This is a genomic window from [Limnothrix rosea] IAM M-220 (assembly GCF_001904615.1).
Taxonomy (GTDB): Bacteria; Cyanobacteriota; Cyanobacteriia; order Cyanobacteriales; family MRBY01; genus MRBY01.
Genome location: NZ_MRBY01000019.1, coordinates 41,218 through 59,505, shown reverse-complemented (window position 1 = coordinate 59,505; position 18,288 = coordinate 41,218). Strand labels below are relative to the sequence as shown.

At 45.6% G+C, this 18,288-nt stretch carries 19 protein-coding genes; 4 read left to right on the top strand and 15 right to left on the bottom strand.

The features are described from left to right. Positions 1-134 precede the first annotated feature (134 nt). The 11 genes from NIES208_RS09460 to NIES208_RS09405 all read right to left on the bottom strand — a co-directional run bounded on the left by NIES208_RS09460 (position 135) and on the right by NIES208_RS09405 (position 9,796). Positions 135-362 (bottom strand): hypothetical protein, encoded by a 228-nt coding sequence (locus tag NIES208_RS09460; protein ID WP_075892069.1) that lies wholly within the window; start codon positions 360-362, stop codon positions 135-137. 516 nt (positions 363-878) lie between these two features. Beyond that, a complete protein-coding gene (locus NIES208_RS09455) occupies positions 879-2,693 on the bottom strand; it encodes an OmpA family protein (protein WP_075892067.1) in 1,815 nt (604 codons plus the stop codon). A gap of 300 nt (positions 2,694-2,993) precedes the next feature. After that, positions 2,994-3,365, bottom strand: a complete 372-nt coding sequence (gene cutA, locus NIES208_RS09445; RefSeq protein ID WP_075892063.1) for a divalent-cation tolerance protein CutA — start codon at positions 3,363-3,365, stop codon at positions 2,994-2,996. A gap of 11 nt (positions 3,366-3,376) precedes the next feature. Continuing rightward, positions 3,377-5,074, bottom strand: coding sequence for a serine/threonine protein kinase (locus tag NIES208_RS09440; RefSeq protein WP_075892061.1), 1,698 nt, complete (start codon positions 5,072-5,074; stop codon positions 3,377-3,379). A gap of 107 nt (positions 5,075-5,181) precedes the next feature. Next, entirely contained in the window at positions 5,182-5,610 is a 429-nt protein-coding gene (locus NIES208_RS09435) for a PIN domain-containing protein (protein ID WP_075892059.1), read from the bottom strand. A 12-nt stretch (positions 5,611-5,622) separates the two neighbouring features. Continuing rightward, positions 5,623-5,829 carry a hypothetical protein gene (locus NIES208_RS09430; RefSeq protein ID WP_075892057.1) on the bottom strand — a complete coding sequence of 69 codons (207 nt, stop codon included), beginning with the start codon at positions 5,827-5,829 and terminating at the stop codon, positions 5,623-5,625. Between the two features lie 74 nt (positions 5,830-5,903). Then, entirely contained in the window at positions 5,904-6,041 is a 138-nt protein-coding gene (locus tag NIES208_RS19920) for a ribbon-helix-helix domain-containing protein (RefSeq protein WP_225875283.1), read from the bottom strand. Between the two features lie 8 nt (positions 6,042-6,049). Continuing rightward, positions 6,050-6,478, bottom strand: coding sequence for a hypothetical protein (locus NIES208_RS09420; protein ID WP_075892055.1), 429 nt, complete (start codon positions 6,476-6,478; stop codon positions 6,050-6,052). Then, complete coding sequence (locus tag NIES208_RS09415) at positions 6,471-6,806, bottom strand: hypothetical protein (RefSeq protein ID WP_075892053.1); 336 nt, start codon at positions 6,804-6,806, stop codon at positions 6,471-6,473. The genes NIES208_RS09420 and NIES208_RS09415 overlap by 8 nt, the downstream gene beginning before the upstream one ends. Positions 6,807-6,857: 51 nt before the next feature. Then, a complete protein-coding gene (locus tag NIES208_RS09410) occupies positions 6,858-7,043 on the bottom strand; it encodes a DUF2281 domain-containing protein (protein WP_075892051.1) in 186 nt (61 codons plus the stop codon). A 2-nt stretch (positions 7,044-7,045) separates the two neighbouring features. After that, positions 7,046-9,796: a DNA methyltransferase gene (locus NIES208_RS09405; protein ID WP_075892049.1), complete on the bottom strand. Its 2,751-nt coding sequence runs from the start codon at positions 9,794-9,796 to the stop codon at positions 7,046-7,048. A 195-nt stretch (positions 9,797-9,991) separates the two neighbouring features. On the opposite strand from NIES208_RS09405, the gene NIES208_RS09400 reads away from it, so the two are divergent. Then, entirely contained in the window at positions 9,992-11,623 is a 1,632-nt protein-coding gene (locus NIES208_RS09400; RefSeq protein ID WP_075892085.1) for an MFS transporter, read from the top strand. A gap of 15 nt (positions 11,624-11,638) precedes the next feature. On the opposite strand, the gene NIES208_RS09395 is transcribed toward NIES208_RS09400, so the two are convergent. The 4 genes from NIES208_RS09395 to NIES208_RS09380 form a co-directional block, all read right to left on the bottom strand. Further along, the gene (locus NIES208_RS09395) at positions 11,639-12,226 is read right to left on the bottom strand and encodes a Uma2 family endonuclease (protein ID WP_075892047.1); all 588 of its coding nucleotides are present in this window, start codon (positions 12,224-12,226) and stop codon (positions 11,639-11,641) included. 86 nt (positions 12,227-12,312) lie between these two features. Then, positions 12,313-12,906, bottom strand: coding sequence for a Uma2 family endonuclease (locus NIES208_RS09390; protein WP_075892045.1), 594 nt, complete (start codon positions 12,904-12,906; stop codon positions 12,313-12,315). A 169-nt stretch (positions 12,907-13,075) separates the two neighbouring features. Then, complete coding sequence (locus NIES208_RS09385) at positions 13,076-14,182, bottom strand: VWA domain-containing protein (RefSeq protein ID WP_075892043.1); 1,107 nt, start codon at positions 14,180-14,182, stop codon at positions 13,076-13,078. Positions 14,183-14,348: 166 nt separating this feature from the next. After that, on the bottom strand, positions 14,349-16,580 hold the full coding sequence (locus NIES208_RS09380; protein WP_075892041.1) for a glycoside hydrolase: 2,232 nt from the start codon (positions 16,578-16,580) through the stop codon (positions 14,349-14,351). A 345-nt stretch (positions 16,581-16,925) separates the two neighbouring features. Here NIES208_RS09380 and NIES208_RS09375 point away from each other — a divergent pair, with 345 nt between their 5' ends. The 3 genes from NIES208_RS09375 (at position 16,926) to NIES208_RS09365 (ending at position 18,187) form a co-directional block, all read left to right on the top strand. Further along, complete coding sequence (locus NIES208_RS09375) at positions 16,926-17,141, top strand: addiction module protein (RefSeq protein WP_075892039.1); 216 nt, start codon at positions 16,926-16,928, stop codon at positions 17,139-17,141. Beyond that, a complete protein-coding gene (locus NIES208_RS09370) occupies positions 17,138-17,434 on the top strand; it encodes a type II toxin-antitoxin system RelE/ParE family toxin (protein WP_075892037.1) in 297 nt (98 codons plus the stop codon). The genes NIES208_RS09375 and NIES208_RS09370 overlap by 4 nt, the downstream gene beginning before the upstream one ends. Before the next feature lie 90 nt (positions 17,435-17,524). Next, entirely contained in the window at positions 17,525-18,187 is a 663-nt protein-coding gene (locus NIES208_RS09365; RefSeq protein ID WP_235641363.1) for a Uma2 family endonuclease, read from the top strand. The last annotated feature ends 101 nt before the right edge of the window (positions 18,188-18,288 follow it).

Sequence of the window (18,288 nt, the reverse complement as noted above, 5' to 3'; positions counted from 1 at the left end):
TGAAGTGGGCTTATCTGTGAGGGGCATGCAATGTGCACTGTTAAAAGTGAGTAGACTTTGAGCAGCTCACAAAATTTACATGCCCGTCACAGTAGAAGATTTTTGTTCAACTCTTGCTGAGAGTTGGAATCAACTTATTCCGCGTCTACGTCGTTAGACTTGTTCTTCTTGCGGAGGCTTGCCATACCCATACCAAGGACTGCAAGGATTGCAGGAGGAGTGGGGATTACAGGGGTGGTGTCACAACCTTTGACTGGATCAGGCAAAGAACCATCAGGACAAGAGAAAGCAGATGCAGGAGGTGCTGTGACTACGGATGCGCTGATAGCAACGATCGCCGCGAGAGAGATTTTCTTAAGCATGGTGTGTTAGTTCCTCGTAATTGAGATGTACGGGTGACATTACGTAGGTACACTTCTAACATGCATATCTGCGACTACGTATAAAATCACAGTAAAGATACTGGCGCTTTTTTAAAGCTTGTATGAAGAATACGCAAAGCAAGGCAGTTGGGAAGTTGTTGACTTTGTAAAGTTGGAACTTGCAATGGTTAGATTTTGACCAATGGCATTAGTTTTGTGATTTTCATCCGCAAAATATTGCAATTTTATTTATGGCTTGTATTCTGCTTGATTACGAAAGTATTACGGGAATTGGTGGTTTTGTATACAAATGCGATCGCCTTCATGGCAAGATTGAGGTGATTGTGAGCCGCACAATATTCTGAATTGTTTTTGAAATAGTTGAAAAGTCGATGGCTGATCCGTGTCGGAGCTAATGGAAGGGCACGCGTTTAGCCCACAACTTAGCAAGGTAGCGCTAAAGGGTGAATGGGTTGCCATTGGTGAATGGGTTGTCATTAATAACTAAGGTATGGGTCAGTCTTGAGGGGTACTGTCTGCGATGTCAAAAATGACGGTGCGGCTGAGCCAAATGGGATCTTCAGTGGTGATATCTGAGGGGGGCTGATTAACGCCTAGGGCAAGGATGCGACGGCGGTCTATGCCTTGATCTTGTAATAGAAGTTGGGCTGATTGGGCGCGCTTGAGGGCAACATCGGTCGCAGATTCGGTGGGATGTTGGTAGCCCATAATGCGGAGATTAATATTGGGGTATTGGAGGAGATATTCCTTAACTTTTGACAGCTTGAGATCTACATCGCTGGGCTTGACGGCGGCTGAGTTTTGGTCGAAGTAGAGGCGGGTGCTAATGGGCTGAGTTTCGATTTGGATGTTGTTTGTGATCTGCTCGATGCCGTTAATTTGTTCGAGGGCGGTAATAATGGCGGGAATGTCGTCGCCTTGGAGAACTGTGCCATCTACGGTGAGGCGATCGCCGTCCAGTTGGGTGGTGACTTGAATGCCATTGACGTTATTGAGGGGCTCGATAATCTTGTCAATTTCAGCTTGGCGTTGTTCGGGGGTGAGGGGTTTTTCAACGACCAAAATATTGTTACTAATCTCGAAAGCTGGCAAGGTGTTCTGGGCGATCGCCTCGGCTTGGTCACTGAGGGTTTGGGTGGGTAATTTGCCCGTGAGATAAAGGGTGTTGTTGCGTAGGTCTGGTTTGAGGCGATAGATTGCAAGGTCGGGGTTGGTGGCTAGGGCGATCGCCACGTCCTGCTCTAATAAAAATGCTCGCCGTAGCCAATAGCCATAAAAGCCGAGGGGAATCAGTAGCAACAACACTAAAAAAGCAAAAATTGTGCCCCAAGAGAGCCTATTACGCTGTTTGGGAGGTAAATGTTTAGGAGCTTCTGGTGTTTTAGCCTCTTGAATTTTGAGTTGTACTAGCTCCGTCATCAACGGCAATAAATCTTTGAGTGGCTGCTGAGACGCAGCAAGATATTCTTCGACTTGCCGTAATTTGTAGTCGAGCTGATTATTGACCTGACGCAAACGCATCACATCTTCATCCCGCAGCACACTGCGTAAATTATTGATTTGGGTGGCTTCGTCCTCGGCGACAATATTGAAGTTGCGTTCTAGTCTGGGACTTTGCGGCGTAGGATTTGGGCTGGGCGGATTGTAGGCGGGTTGCGGAACGTTATAGGTTGATGGGGGTTGTGATGATGCTGTTGAAGGCGGAGCAATCGGCTGTTTAACTGTTGATTGCGGTGGAACCGAAGCATTTTGACCGTAGGTTGGTTGCGGGATAATTGGTGGTGTGGCGGGAGGATCTGGAACAGGTGAAGCGGTTGTTTCAATGGAATCCTCAAGCGTGACGTTGCTACCTAAAATTGAACTAATTTGTTCCGAAAAAAAATCTAGGTCTGCTTCAGGGGAGATGGATGGGCTTGGTATGGATGGTTCTGGCGAGCTTGTTTGTTTGGGTCTTGCGGTTGGAGCCGGAGTCGCAGGGCTTGGGGGTTGAGGCGGTTGTGGGGGAGCGGATGTGTAATTCGCCGGAGGTTGTTTTTGTGGTGTCGGGGCAGGAGCCGATGGGGTCTGTGTTTCTGAATGAAAGTGGCTTACCTGAATGGCTTGCAGGACTTCGTTAATCTTTTGATCAAGGGTATTTTGCACTTCATTGCCTTGGGTGCGCATCTCCTCTCGTATCCAGTTAATTTGATTTTCGAGGTCGCTGATTTTCTCGTCGTAATTATTGGCTTGCTCTCCCATCAGGGCACTTCTCAGGATATCCATATTGTCGAGGCGATCGCCATTATCCTGCTGCTGATTTTGGTCAGGCATAAATGTTTAACCCCGCAAATTCCCAAGTTATACACCAGTTATCTTAATTTAGCCCATTCTTGTCAAACCCCTTTATTTCAAAGGAGGTGGTGAGAGAGAGAGGGAGAATGGAAGAAGAGAAGGAGAGAAGGGGAGAAGGGGAGAAGAGAAGGGGAGAAGGGGAGAAGGGGAGAAGAGAAGGGGAGAAGGGGAGAAGGGGAGAAGGGGAGAATGGGAGAAGAGAAGGGGAGAAGGGGAGAATGGGAGAAGGGGAGAAGGGGAGAATGGGAGAAGCAAAATTACAGATGACAAACTTTCGATTTACTCCCTATCACCGCGTCCCTCTGTCTCCGCGTCTTTTCCTGAGGGGACATTGTTAGAATTTGCGGCAATCCAGTTTAGATAAGGTTCATAACCATGGGTGAGGGCGATGCCATAGATTTCGGGGAGTTCGTAGGAATGGTTTGCCACAATGGCGGCTTCGATTGCCTGATAATTGGACGCGATGGTTTTGCAGACAATCTGAAATTCTGAGGAGTTTTGGACTTCTCCTTGCCAGCGATAAATACTGTCGATGGGTTTGATTTGGGCGCAGGCGATTAATTTCTCAGCGACTAGCGCCTCGGCAATACGTTGGGCTTCTGCTAATGTCTCGGTTGTTGTCACTACGGCGATCGCCTGATTTTCAACCATTACTGCACCTCCTAAGAATGGAAATCTTTGTCCCAAAAGCCTAAATATAAACGTCCGCTATCATTGCGTTGGATTTGCCCACGATAATTTTTAGTGCGAAACGAACGTAAATCGCTATTGCCTGAATGGACATCGGCGATCGCCTCTAGGATTTCTGGCGGCACTTGCTCTGGAATTAAGGCGGTGGCTGTCGTCTGAATGAGGCTCACATCTGTACCAACAGGAAAAGTCACCTCAGTTTGGCGCACCTCAAAGGTTTGGTCATCGACGACATACCCAAGGGACACATTTTGCGGCCCATAGTTTTGATAGAGAATGGCAATGCTATTGGGCCAAAAACCAGTGCGTCGCTCCGTTGGCGTTGTGCCCACAGCAGCACGGACATCATCTTCACTTGCGCCCACTTGGATGAGAGGAAAGGCGGGTTGTTGGGGTTGCGGTTCAGGTTCAGGCTCAGGCTCAGGCTCAGGCTCAGGTTCAGGTTGGGGTTCCGGTTCGGGTTCGGGTTCCGGTTGTGGCTCTGGTTGTGGCTCTACCGGATTGTCGGTGATGGGTTGTTCTATTTCTTCGCTGTCTGTGGGAAACTCCTGTACCTGCGATCGCCCTAAAATTGCGAAGGCAAACCATAACCCTAAGCTAAGGCCAAATAAACTAAAAAATAACAGTGCACAACCGACTTTCCAGCCACCGGATTGTTTTTTCGAAGGTAAGGGGCTAGACGTTGGGGCGATCGATGTAGCTGTCGCTGATGTTGGGAAGGTGGGATGTTGTGTCGGTGAGCCCAGGACTTTTGTGGCTGTTGTTTGATGAATATTTGCTGTCTGCTGGGTCGGTGGATTTGACACAATTGGTAGCGGTGGAGCCGTTGCGGCTTGGCTTTGGGCGGCCTGCTTGAGGAGTTCATGCAACATCGCATTTGCCGTGGGAAAGCGATCGCGGGGATGGAATTTCAGGGTTTTGGCGATCGCCTGACCGAGGGGTATATCTAAATAAGGAAAATCTTGCTGCCAAATAAGCTCACCTGTTTGAGGATCCGTCGCAAAATGTTGCGGCGACTTGCCTGTGAGGAGATAAACCGCAGTAAAACCCAAACCATAAAGATCACTGGAATACACCGGGCGACCCGTACCCTGCTCCGGAGCCATATAGCCCGGCGTTCCGATCGCCACCGAAACCGGACTACTACCATCAGGGTAAATCGATGTCGTCAAAGCCTCTTTTACAGCACCAAAGTCAATCAGGACAGGTTTTTGGTCGCTTTCCCGGAGAATAATATTTTCCGGTTTAATGTCACGGTGAATGATGTATTTATCATGGATCGACTGCAAAACAGGCAATAAATCCACCAACAGCATTTTGACCTGCTCCGGTGATAGACAACCCCGCTGACGCACAATATCCTGAAGCGTCAACCCGTCGATCCATTCTTGAACAAGATAAAACTTTCCCTGATCTTCAAAGTAGGCATACAAACGCGGAATTTGAGTATTATGCTCTCCCAAACCTTCAAGAATTGCGGCCTCCCGTTGAAATCGCCGCTGAATTTCTTGCACCATCTGGGGGCTAGTGGCCTGTACTTTCAGAGCCTTCAGCACGCACTGTCGCCGGGATGGCAATTGGGTATCTTTTACGAGAAATGTATCCCCAAACCCTCCTTGACCAAGGGTTTCAATAATCTGGTAACGACCGTTAATCAGGGATGACTGCATAAAGACAGGACACAATAAAGCACTTCAAACATTCTACATCTCCACTTTTGTCTATTACGTAGAATCTCTAAAGGCGACATGAAGGGCGATCGCCTTTACTCGGTGTCTTACTGAAAAGGATTAATAATCTGTATTTGATTGTCAACAATTAGTTCATGTTGCATATCTTCGGAATAAAGAATTTCTGCTTTCGCTTCTAATGCACTCGCGACGATTAAGCTGTCCCAATAGGAGAAGCTATAGTTTTGCCGAAGATGACTTGCCCTAAGGAAAGTCGCAGAATCAAGTTGGGCAATTTGATAACGTCGGTACAAAGCATTAATAAATTGTCTAACTGCTTCTTCTTTAAATTTGCCTTTCTTGATTAAATTTGCTGATGTTTCATTGATGACTTGGGTACTGATGGTCAGATTCTGGGAGTTGGTAATCTCTGTGGCGATCGCCTGCTTCCTCGCAAGTTCTATGGGGTCATCTTTGGGATTTTGTAGGACTCGATAGAGAAAGATATTTGTATCGATAAAAGCTTTAGTGGTCATAGGGAAAGCAACTTATGCAGAACGAGTATGGATTTCTTCTCGGTTTAAGAATCCATCGACTTCAATGGGATTTTTGGTGAGAGTATCTAAGATGTCTTCTTTTTCTTGTTGTATTGTGATTTGCTCTAGCTGATTTTTAGCTTTAAAAGCTTCAATAATTGCCTGGAGCTGGGAAATTTGTTCTTGGGTAAGTCCGGTCAGGTCAAGTTCTAAAATCATTTTGGATTTCTCCAGATCGAATAGTTTCAGTTGAAAATTCAAGCTATTTTTTACATTTTGATGATGTGGTCTACTTATTCTTCATGTGATTGAGCTTCACACAAGTCTTTCAACTTCATTAAATGTAAGGCGATCGCCACCACTTCTTGAGCAGATTTGTATTTTCCTGTTTGGAGTTTGGCTTGAATAAAGTTTTCTTGTTCGGGAGTCAGCTTAATATTTATGATGCTTTAATGTCTCTTGCCGAAGTTTTCATTGCTTGTTCCAGCCAGTCGATTAGCAAAAACTTTAGATAGTCTAACCTTTGAAGATATTGCTTGGTTTTAGGAAACAAAGATAGGTTAGAAAAGTAGAGTTTAAAGAGTGATGGCGTCTCTAATATGGGTAGATTTTTTAGCGTTGTTAACGTCTTATGTAAGTCTTGGATAGCTCCTGAATATTTAATTTGGTTGCCATAACCTCGCAAGTCTGTCGTTAATAATTCAATTTCCTCTACTACAGAAAAACTCTCCTCATCTGCTGGGAACTCTTGATTAATGATAGGAATTTCTTCTTGGAAAGATGAATAATCTGCCACGAGTTGTTCTAATACAACCATGATTTTTCTTTGGGCTTGTTCTGGGTTAACAACGTTTATTGTGTTAGACATTGCGGTTTACTCCATAGGTGACTATTTTTTCATTGCCAAATTGATCAACACGAATAATTAGATATTCATTATTTTTTCGGTAGACTGCGGAATCATCGTCTCTAAAACCTCGTCGGGGTATTCTAGTAGCTCCTTTTTTGTTAAAGTTATGGGCTTTTCGGAGTAGTTTAAGGGGATCAATCTGTTTTCTCTCTGCATGGTCAAGAATATTGTGAGAGACACTAAGATAGGTTGCGGCTGCCCATTCGGTTAAATAAGTTCTGATTTCTTCTACTTCTGCCGGAGAATAATTTTTTGTGAGTTCTATGAAAAATGGATCTTCTGTCATTTGAAAGAATTAACGATTGGTATTCCCAAATAATTGAGTGATTTTTTCTGGTCAAGGTTCATTAAAGTCATCTGGGACAATAAATTCGCCTTCGCATAGCCCAAAGGGACGTAATTTTTTTGATGGCTCAGTATCAAGAATTTCCTGCTTTTCTGCCAATAATATCTTCAGCATTTTATGGACTAGGTGATCGGGGATTTGTTCGATTTCTTGGATGGGTTGTTCGCGTTCTGTCATGGTTATTTCTCCGGTTTGGTTTGTTTGGGTGGGTTGTCTATCGCCCACGGCCCGATAATCTTTTCGCCTTGTTTTTCTTTCTCGGCGAGTTCGAGGTTTAGGTGTAAAAGTTTTTCGAGGATGTCGTCACCTTTCTTGAATTTATAGGCTTTCAAGACAAGGGCATCCAGCTTTTTATGGAGTTTATAAAGTTGGCTGGCAGGTTCGTCAAAAAAGGCGTTGTAGAGTTTGGTGATGCCCCATTGTTTTTGCTCCATTTGTTCACTGCGGTATTCATGCAACTCAATCATGGCTTGGCGGATCTGTTCGGTTAGTTTTTTGCTCGCCGCCTGCGGAAACGGAAAGGTTTCAAAACAAGTTTTGTGAGTGTAAGCAATATCAGCTTTTAATGTTGCTTTTTGGGCGTGCATCCATTGTCGATGAACGTCTGATGTTAAAACTCCCAGCATGTAAAAATCATCAGAAGCTACAACAACTGATTTATCTCCAGCCAACCAATTCGATGGAAACGGAATAAATACAGCCCATTTTGAAACTCTTGGTACAGCAAAACATAGAGAAAGTTCCTTTAATGCTGTTCGCATGGCTTCATTCGTTCGTTTATATCGCCACCACTTTTCACGCATTACTGCTTCACGATTTTTTTCTCGTTCTGGCTTAACGTTGATTTTGATATGTTCAAAAGGAAGTTTGTATAAACTGACATCCTCTATAGGCATATTACTAAAGTCAATAATCCAGCGGGTTGGCTTACCATTAACTTCTTTAGCAAGATTACTCCCCATAGAAAAAAGTTTAAGAACGTCTTTGTTTCTTTTATCTTGTTTGTTCCACCGAATAACTTGCTCTTCTGTGACGATAAAGCCTTTTCCTACTGGAATTACTCCTTGAAAACAATGGTTAGAATTAACCTTTAATTTTTCTGCTGAAGTTACATCAATAATCGATTTTAGAGAGCTGTTGATTCTTTTTACGATTTGATTGTCTAAAAGATATGTGCTTGGTTCTTCTTTTGTCCAATTAACTAAACTGACGTGAACATTTGCTTCACCTGACCAAGGTTGTGTCGAGATTGCCTCATGTATATAACCGCCACTTTGTAAAATATATTCCAAAGAAGCGGCACGACTTTTTCCTTGGCTAATGGAATTTGTCCCGACCAAACCAGCCCGACCATTTTGATGGATGTGATCATGAGCTTTCCGAAACCAATAGGCACAAAAATCAACGGAATCTTTGACATCAGAAAATTTTGCAAAGACTCGCTCCATATATCTATCGCCAAGTGATATCCGCGCATTTTTTCCACCGAGAAAAGGAGGATTACCGATAATGGCATCAGCTTTTTCCCAGTCATTAAAGAGCGCATCCTTACAGACAATATTTTTGTCTAAAGAATCCAAGGGCAAAGCAGGCTCATTGAGTTCAAACTTATCGATCGCAATCTTCCGAGCAATCATCATCGTCACCCGCGCCAACTGCACCGCAAACGGATTTGTATCCATCCCAAAAAACTGCAGCGGCGTAACAAACCCCATTTCAATCTGGCTAGGCGGTTGCTTTCTGCGCTCCGCAATTTTCTGAATTAAAAGCTGCTCAATGCGTTTTAGTTCCTGATACGCCACATAGAGAAAATTCCCCGACCCACAAGCCGGATCAAGCACCCGATAGGACTGCAACTCCAACTGAAGCTGATTCAATGCCCCGATAGACTTCGCGCTATTAATTTTCTCCTCCCAATAATCCGAAATCGTGGGGCGCACAATCTGCCGAATATCCGTTTCCGACGTGTAATGAATCCCCCTTGCGTGGCGCTCATCCGGGTCAATGGCACTTTCAAAAATATTCCCAAAAATCGACGGACGAATATTTGCCCAGTCATCCCGCGCACAAGCATCCAGAATTTCTAGCTCCGCCTTTTCTAATGGAATCGGGTGAATCTCCGCAAACAAACCCCCATTAAAATAATCCACATCTTTGTAGCGACCCTGTGGCACAATGCCCGTCTGGTTCATCGCCCGAAACAAGCCACTAAACGCATCATAGGGATTATCCTTGCCCGCCAAACAATCCTGCACCAACCCCACAAATAGATCCCGTGGCAACAAATTACGATCTTCCGCAAACATCGCCAACACACATTGCAGCGTAAAGCGTTGAAGCTGTTCTTCCGTGAAATATTTGAATTTTTCCTTTACACCGCGATCGCGCACTAGCCGATAGAAAGTACCCATGCGTTTGGCAGTGCGTTCTGTCACCTCGACCTGATTATTCCGAAAGATCGGCGATCGCCCCCCGATCTCCATAAACGAGAATGTCCCCGCCCGCTTTGGCAGCTCTTCTAGCTTGACCCGATCAACAGGCTCATCCACCTGATTAATAAAGTCATAGATCCAGAACTCATCAAAATTACAGAGGATCGAATATTTCGGTTTCGGCGTGAGGCGCATCCAATATTTTTCAAGCTGGGAGTAATGCAACGCGAGATTTTCGCCGCGCTTTTTCATCTCGATCACAACGCCTTTGATACCCACATCCGGCTGCCACACCAGAGCCGCGAAACCCGTTTTATTTTTCTTGCTGGCTTTTTTTACCCGTTCCTCAAACTCCGCCCCGACTTCCTTGATGCCCTCATGCCCAAACGCCTGAAAAAACTTAGTGAGGAATGTTTGCGCTTCCGATTTTTCATCACCCTTGATGTACTCTTCGCAATATTCAACGAAACCTTGGAGAGATTCAGGAGTAGCAGCCATCAGGACTTTACGCTCAGAGTAATACGGACATATTCAATTTTACTCAGGATTTCTCAGATCCCCGACCTCTCTGAGAAATCAGGGATCTAAAAGATTTAAGGGAAGAGAATGGGCGATCGCCCCTTGAGCTTTCATATTCCGCCACCGATTGTTACAGGCACTACAATTGCTGATAGTCTAAAATCTTTCTCCCCTATGACGACTTTGCCCAGACCTCAAGCCGAAAAACTCAATCTCACCACAAAAATTGCCTTTGGCGCGGGAGATATTGGACCAGCCCTGACGGCGAATGTTTTAGTCTTTTTCTTGCTGTACTTTTTTACGCAGGTGGCCGGCTTACCGCCGGGGTTAGCAGGTAGCATTTTGATGATTGGCAAGATCGCCGATGCAGTGAATGATCCCATTGTCGGCATGATGAGCGATCGCACCCGCACGAAATGGGGCAGGCGAATCCCTTGGATGCTCTGGGGAACTTTACCCTTTGTGATCGTCTTTTTTGGGCAGTGGCTTGTGCCCCACTTTAGTGATGTTGACCAGATTAATGATTGGTTTTTGTTTGGCTACTACGTCCTGATGGGGGTTTTATTTAACCTCGCTTACACTGCCGTTAATTTGCCCTATGCCGCCCTCACGCCGGAATTGACCCAAGACTATAACGAACGCACGAGCCTCAACAGTTTTCGGTTTAGTTTTTCCATTGGCTCTAGTATTTTTTCGTTGATTGTGGCGCGCATTGTGTTTCAGGCCTACCCCGATAATCCCGCAAAACAATATTGGATTTTGGGATTAGTGTGCTCAATCTTTGCGTTACTCACTTTGCTGTGGTGTACGTTGCGATTACAGGAAAAGGGTCGCGCAGCCATCCTGAATAATCAACAGCGCATTACCTTTGGCTATATTCTGGCGGCGTTATCCGGGCTAACGGTCTTGGGGATCGGTGCGTTGCAATGGTTGCAAGTGGGCTTTGTGTGGACTTTTGTGGCGATCGCCCTAGCGATTTTATTAGGAGTGAGTGCCTTTACCTTTATTCAGTCCCCGACGGAAGTCCATTTACTAGTCGCCCACCCCAGCCAAGACGATGGTGAAGCCCCTGTCCCCTTTAAAGAACAACTCAAAATCGCTTTTAGCAACAAACCATTTCTCTATGTGATTGGGATTTACCTCGCGTCATGGCTGGCCATTCAATTAACGGCCTCAATCCTGCCCTACTTCGTGATTAGTTGGATGGGGTTGCCCGATGCGATGTTCCCCAATACAGCGTTGGCGGTGCAAGGAACGGCGCTAATTTTATTGTTTGTGGCAAGTTTTCTCAGCCGTAAATTTGGTAAGAAAAAAGTTTATTTTGTTGGCGTGAGCCTTTGGATTTTTGCCCAGGTTGGTTTATTTTTCCTCCAGCCCGGACAGGTGGGTTTAATGTTCTTTTTTGCGGTGATGGCCGGGTGTGGCGTGGCGGTAAGCTACTTAATTCCGTGGTCTATGGTTCCCGATGTCATCGAACTGGATGAACTCAATACAGGCAAAAGGCGGGAAGGGGTTTTCTATGGCTTTATGGTTTTACTCCAAAAAATGGGTTTAGCCATTAGTCTCTTCCTCGTGGGGCAGGCTTTATCTTGGGCGGGTTTTATCGAATCCGTTGCCGGGGAAACGCCTCCGGTTCAACCCGACTCTGCTCTCTTTGCAATTCGTGTGGCGATCGCCCCCTTGCCGACCATTGCCCTGATTATTGGTTTAGTCTTGGCGTACTTTTATCCCATCACCAAGGAATATCATGAGGAAATTCGCCTCAAACTGGCAGAACGAAAAAATCAGGAAATTACAGATTTATAGACTGTGGCGATCGCCTCAGAGTTTTGGAGACGTTTCAGGAAAAGAAATATTCTCGTAAATCTCCTCTAATGGTGCACCAAGGTCTAGTGATTCTATCTCGGCGATCGCCGCTAGAGAGTCATAAAATTGCACCGTCCAAATATCCTGAGTTTGCCGCCGGAAACACTCCACTCCATATTTTTGGGCATCAATGAGTAGATAAGTTTGCAGACTAGAAATTGTCCGATAAAACTTAAACTTGCCATTGCGATCAAAACTTTCAGTCGATGGTGAAAGTACTTCGATAATGAGCTTGGGAAAATCCGTATAGCTCGAAGTTGGCTGATCTCGTTGGTCGCAAGTCACGACGATATCAGGATAAAAAAAACGCTTACTCTCTGCCACATTCACTTTCATATCAGACATGTAAACCCGACAATCAGAATTTTTTAGTCGATTTCTGAGTAAGATTGCGCAATTAAGACTAATTAAATTGTGGTTTCCTGTCCCTCCCGACATTGCATAAATTTCGCCATCAATATACTCGTGCCGAACTTCGCTTGTCTTTTCAAATTCCAGATATTCTTCTGGGGTCATGGGTGAGTTGGAACTAAGTGCAATCATTAGAGTATTACGAAGAAATTCGCCTCAAACTAGCAGAACGAAAAAATCAGGAAATTACAGATTTGTAGAGGGCGGCGATCGCCTCACTATTTATCTGCATCATCCGCAAAATTTACTCTTTTATAGAGGTCTTGAAAACTAATTTCAAAGTCAATTGATTCAAGCTTTAAAACACAATCTTTGCCAAAATGATCGGCTAAAATCCACCGTCCATCTTCTAATTTTGTCCATTGAGTAGCTTTGTAACTTTTTTGGTCGATGAGAATATACTCTTCAAAGTCTGACAGATGTCTATATGTGTAAAAATTACTGGGCTTATCGTAACTTTTCGTCGAGGCAGAGGTGACTTCAATAATTAGGCAGGGGTTAGTCAGCAGCATTTGCTTGTCATCAACGTAGCTCGGCTCACCTCGAACGACTGTCACATCTGGGTAGGTGTAATGTTTTTCCGATGGAATCCACAGCCGCATATCACTCGAAAAAATTTCGTAAGCTTGTTCGTTAACTTCTAAAAGAAGAGCACGGCAGAGATTCAACACAATTTTGTTGTGGTTTGCTGTTGCCCCTGCCATCGGTAAAATTTCTCCATCAAAAAATTCACTTTTAAACTCAGCTTTTTCTTCGAGTTCCAAATACTCAGCTGCTGTGTATTTTTTTCGTTTAACTGGGGTTACAACCATTGTCTATGTCCCGTAAAGATTTACTCAATGCGTTGTGTCTATATTTTAATGGGCTTTTTCAATATGAGTGGTGGGTTAAAGATGAGGCGATCGCCCCGACTTTTCCAAAGAAAAACCCCTAACTTTTTAGAGAAATTAAGGGTTAAAAATTTATTGATTGAGTAATCCTTTATTCGAGGACAAAACCCTTGCGAGCGAGCTGTTCCCGGAGAGATTGAATCATTGCATATTCGAGGGTATCGGTGACATCTTCATCGACAGGTAAATTACGTAGATAGGCTTCCCGCTGCTCGGTTAGCGCACGAATTTGAGCTTGGGTTTCTTGCCGTTCTGCTTCCACGCCTTGAATATAGCTTTCCTTTTCTTCGAGCGTTAAACCCTGAAGTGAAAGAGGTAATGCTTCCTCAGGTAAGGTTGCTAAATCAACAGCCTCTTCTTCTAAAGCATCAACGAGATCCCAAGAAGCATTGCGGTAGTACGCGGAACTCTTAGAGCTGCCACGGGTGACGATCGCCGCCCCGGCATTTACGTCTTGCTGAATCTGACGGTTAAGACCCCGAACGCCATCATCGCCGTAGGGAATATAGGTCGAATTGAGCTTGTCGTTAAGTGCTCGAATATCATCATCGTAGGGAGATGGACGGACGATCACCGCACGGTCTTGGTTGATATTAAAGTTTGCACCGCTGGCGATTTCGGCTCCCTCTGCCCACAAAGCTCGTTCGCGATTTTCGGCGCTGCCACAGTAAATCGTATTGACGATAATATCTTCGGCTCTAGCGAGGGCGATCGCCTCTTGCCAGCCCACTTTCCCTTGATCGAAGGGTTCGTTCCCTGCAATAAAAATCGCCCGAAAATCGTCGCTATCGTCTTCCCAAGTGAGTTGGTTGACTGCGGATTTAATCACCCAGCCGCTGTACTCTTGACCGCCATTGGTCTGAATTTCAAAGAGCTTTTCTGAGACGTTGTCTAGCTCTGGAGTAAAGTCTGTCAGTTGGCGGTTAAAGCCTTCGTAGGAAGGGAGGGAGTCATTACCGTAGTGATACAGTGCCACCTCAAAATTGGGAACTTGCCCATCTTTACGCACATCTGTGAGGGCATTGACTACAGTCCAGATTTGGCTACGGGTCTGGTCAATTAAACCATCCATACTATTGCTGGAATCGAGCAAAATAGCGAGCTGAATGGTGGGCTTCTCCTCGGCGATCGCCACCCAGGGCATGAGGACAAAGGAGAGAGAAAGAGCAGCAGTCCGAAATAAACGAGACAAAGACATGATTTCGATCCTGATAGAATCTGGCGTAATTTCTATTGACGCAGATGACCCTGATTTTGTGTCTCAAAAATCAAAAACGGTAACAAAGTCGTAACGCTGCGTCACTCTCCATTACCGTCTCGGCGATCGCCCTTCCGGAAGAGCAATCTTTTGTCAGCCAATTGGCCTAGGGCACTTGAAGCGTCACAAATTGATTTTCGGGCACAAAGCTATGATACTCGCCATCATCGGCAAGGATTGCCACCAGGTTGAGACGCACATCGGGCTTGACCCCTAGAATATCCCACGGCACAGAGATTTCGAGACATTCCTTATAGGCCATTTTTGCGTGGGCAGCTCGCGGACACCATTGACCATAATCCAGAGCTTCCTCAAACCACGTTGAACCCGTCACAAGGTTAATGCCGATGTGGTGACGGAACAGATAATTTAAAGGTTCTTGGTCGGGCATACTGGCGATCGGCGCAGGGCTGATGGGACAGTTGATCCCGGGATAGAAACAGAGTAAATGTAGTTCTGATGGTAGTTCCTCACCCCACTTCACACCCCGACGCAAATCAAGGCGGAGATAGAAATTCAGGTGATCCCAACCATAGAAAAGCCGCTGTAGAGCGCTACTTTGGTGCATGGTTCCGCGCGCACCGCCAATCTGAATACAACCCGCTTTTTCCCAATCTTGCTCGTCGCCAATGCCATCAATGACGGGATGAATAAAGCTTTGGGGCATATGTTCTTCTTGCTGGTCATGCTTTTCAATGGGCTGCATCACTTCCGGTGGTACAGGCTCATTGAGGGCTTTGTAAATTCCGGCGACATGCTCCCGGAAAAGCTGGTCAAACATTGCATCTTGGTTGGAGGAGTGACCATAGCCAAACCACCAAAACCAGTCGGAACCTTCGGCGGCGAAGAGGGATTCCCACGCTTCAGGGTTCGTGATTTCGGTCGCTTCGGGGTGGGCTTCAAGGGTTTTACGGGCTTTGTACAGCAGATCCCAAGCACGGTTTTTCGCGGGGTCACCGATCCAAGTGGTAAAGCTGCCATCTACCCATGAGCCACTGTGGAGATCCTGACGAGGAATGGTGGTGGTTGGTGGAAATTGCTCAATAAATTCGGAGACTGTGACTAGCTCTAAATTTTTGTCGGCGCTGAGTTTTTCGTATAACGCCGTTAGGAAAGGAATGCCGTCCCGCTCATAGAATTCCCAACAGTTTTCGCCGTCTAGGGCAATGGTCACGAGATGGGGTTCTTCGAGGGTTGTGGTTTTGGGGTCTTTTTGTTTTTTGCGGAGACTACGGGCGATCGCCTCTAGGTGACCGACTAAATCACTAGCTGCATCGTCAGGCTCCATGCCGCTATAGGTAAAGCCGACGAGGTCAGAGAGACGGTGATCCCGGAACACAATGGACAAATCACCGGAAGGGGTTTCAAGACGATAGGGACGGTACATCATCTCCGGTTCGTAGACATTACCCACTTCATCGCGGTGGAAGAAATGCTTAAGGCTCCAGCCCAAAACTGCCTCGTCGGAACAAATCCACTTAAAGCCTGCGGCGGCGATCGGGTCAATCACTTCCGGACTGACCGATTGCTCCGACGGCCACAAACCGCGTACTTCCCGATCAAAGCGATCGCGGTACATTTCCTTCGCACGATTGAGGTGACGGGGAATATCCTCTGACCACATAAACCGATTTTCCGGCAGCTCCATTTCGGGCACAGCCACCTGACCCGCATCGGTATCAGCCAAGAGCGGCAAAATGGGGTGAGTGTAGGGCGTGGTAGTCACTTCGAGCTGACCGTTATCCTGCATCTCTTTATGCTTGGGGATAATGCGCTTAATGATTTCCCGTTGTTTGGAATAAATACGCTGGCGATCGCCTAAAGTAAAGCCGCGATCCTGTTCGAGCCAAGCCGCAATCTCTGGATCATCCCAGAAGAGCGGGTCAATCCAAGCCAAATTATGCCAAGCAAGGAGATCCGAAAAATCTTGGTCACTCCAATTTTCTAGACACCAAGCCCGACCCTTCTCTTGCCGCTGGGTATAGAGTTCGGAATAGCGGGGGTGGGGGTCAATGAGCGTGCGGTGGTTGCCGTCAAAAAAGTGCTCAAGAATGTACCATTTCTGGTCAGAATCAAGATCTTCCACTGGTGTTAATGCCAGTTTTAGGTAAGGATCCAGCGCCGTCCCTTCCGCATAATCCTCCAACTGCATAATCAGTGAAGGAACTAAATTCACCGTTTGGTGGAGACGGGGATATTTTTCGAGGAGCAAAATGAGATCTAAATAATCTTTTGTGCCGTGGAGCCGCACCCAAGGCAAGTGGTACTGTCCATCCGGAGCTTTGTAGAGAGGCTGATGCTGGTGCCAGATGAAAGCGATGTAGAGGGGGTGGGACATATAGGAAATTTGCCTGTAGATTCTCTGAAGGTCTACGCACGGTAAATACGTAGAAACGTACCTCTAAATCATAACGATCGCCCTTCGGGTTCCTGTGGGAACCGTAACGTTTTGCAAGGATAAAATGAATTCCTCACATTCGGAGCTTTGGCAGCGCTGGCGTAATTTGATGGCAAGCTTAGGCTGCGCTAAACACGATCAAACTGATGCAAAGCTTAACGATTGCTCAAACAGTTTTTTTTGCATAACGATTTGAAAAACAGGCCAGAAAGAATATCCAAGGGGCGATCGCCCTTTTGACTCATGGGCTAAGATTGTAGTCACCATGCGCCTTACAAAATTCTTATGAGCGTTCTTTCTGAACAAATTAAGGAATTGAGTCTTGCTGAGAAGATTCAACTCGTTCAAGATCTATGGGATGATATCGCGACATCAACAGAAGAATTACCCCTGACTCCCAGTCAAGTAGAAGAACTTGATCATCGACTCATTCAACACAAAGATAATCCAGATGATGTTTCTGCTTGGGCGGATGTGCGACAGCGGATTTTAGACAAATGAAGTTGCCAATCTTCATAACTTCTCAGACTGAGCAAGACCTAGAAAATATATACGATTGGTACGAAAAACGTAGCAAAGGATTGGGTTCAGAATTTATCCGCATAATTGATAGTAATTTGGCACAGATTCAACGCTATCCTGAAGCCTATCTTGTCGTTTTGAAAAATCTTCGCCGCAAAATAATTCGTCGCTTTCCCTACGCTCTTTTTTATCTAATCACAGAGAAGCAAGTTACTGTACTTGCTTGCCTTCACTTAAAACAAGCTCCTCAACAACAATCTCGCTTCCAATAATTTCGATAGCTTTTGATGGTCAATACTGAGTCGCAATAAAAGGCGATCGCCGCTCTATCTTTCGATTCAGGATGAGAGTGTTAAATTGAGGTGAGCGAAGTAACAGCAGGTGTTCTAGGTATGGTGCTAGCAGATTCATCTCGGACAATTCCGTTTCTCGAAAATGGCGATCGCCTCAATCAAGCTGAGTTTGAGCGGCGATATGCGGCTAGTCCAGATGTAAAAAAAGCGGAATTAATTGAAGGAGTCGTCTACGTGGCATCACCTCTCAGGTTCACCCCCCATGCAGAACCCCACAGTAATTTAGTGACTTGGCTGGGATTATACAAAGCCAATCACCCAAATTTGAGAATTGGTATTGAACCGACTGTACGACTCGATAATGACAATGAACCTCAGCCTGACATTGTGATGTTTCGGGCTGATAGTGGGCGGACTTCGGTTAGTGAGGATGGCTATCTTGTTGGCTCACCAGAGCTAGTTGTGGAAATTTCTGCAAGCACGACTTCCTATGATTTGCATGGCAAAAAGGATGCTTTTGAACGAAATGGCGTAAAGGAATATTTGGTGTGGCGAACATTTGACCAAGAGATTGACTGGTTTGTTTTAGGGGATGGTAGATATCAAAAATTATCGCCCGATACGAATGGTTTGTTACGCAGTCGAGAGTTTCAAGGATTAGTTTTAGATGTGCCAGCTTTATTAAATGGTGATACTGGCAAGGTTGTACAAGCTTTACAAAATGCTCTGTGATGAATGGGGCGATCGCCCTTTAAATATTCACGGGAATAAACCTAATTCAAATGGAGAATTAAACACAATTTCTGGAGCATGGCAGTATTCGCAACGATGTT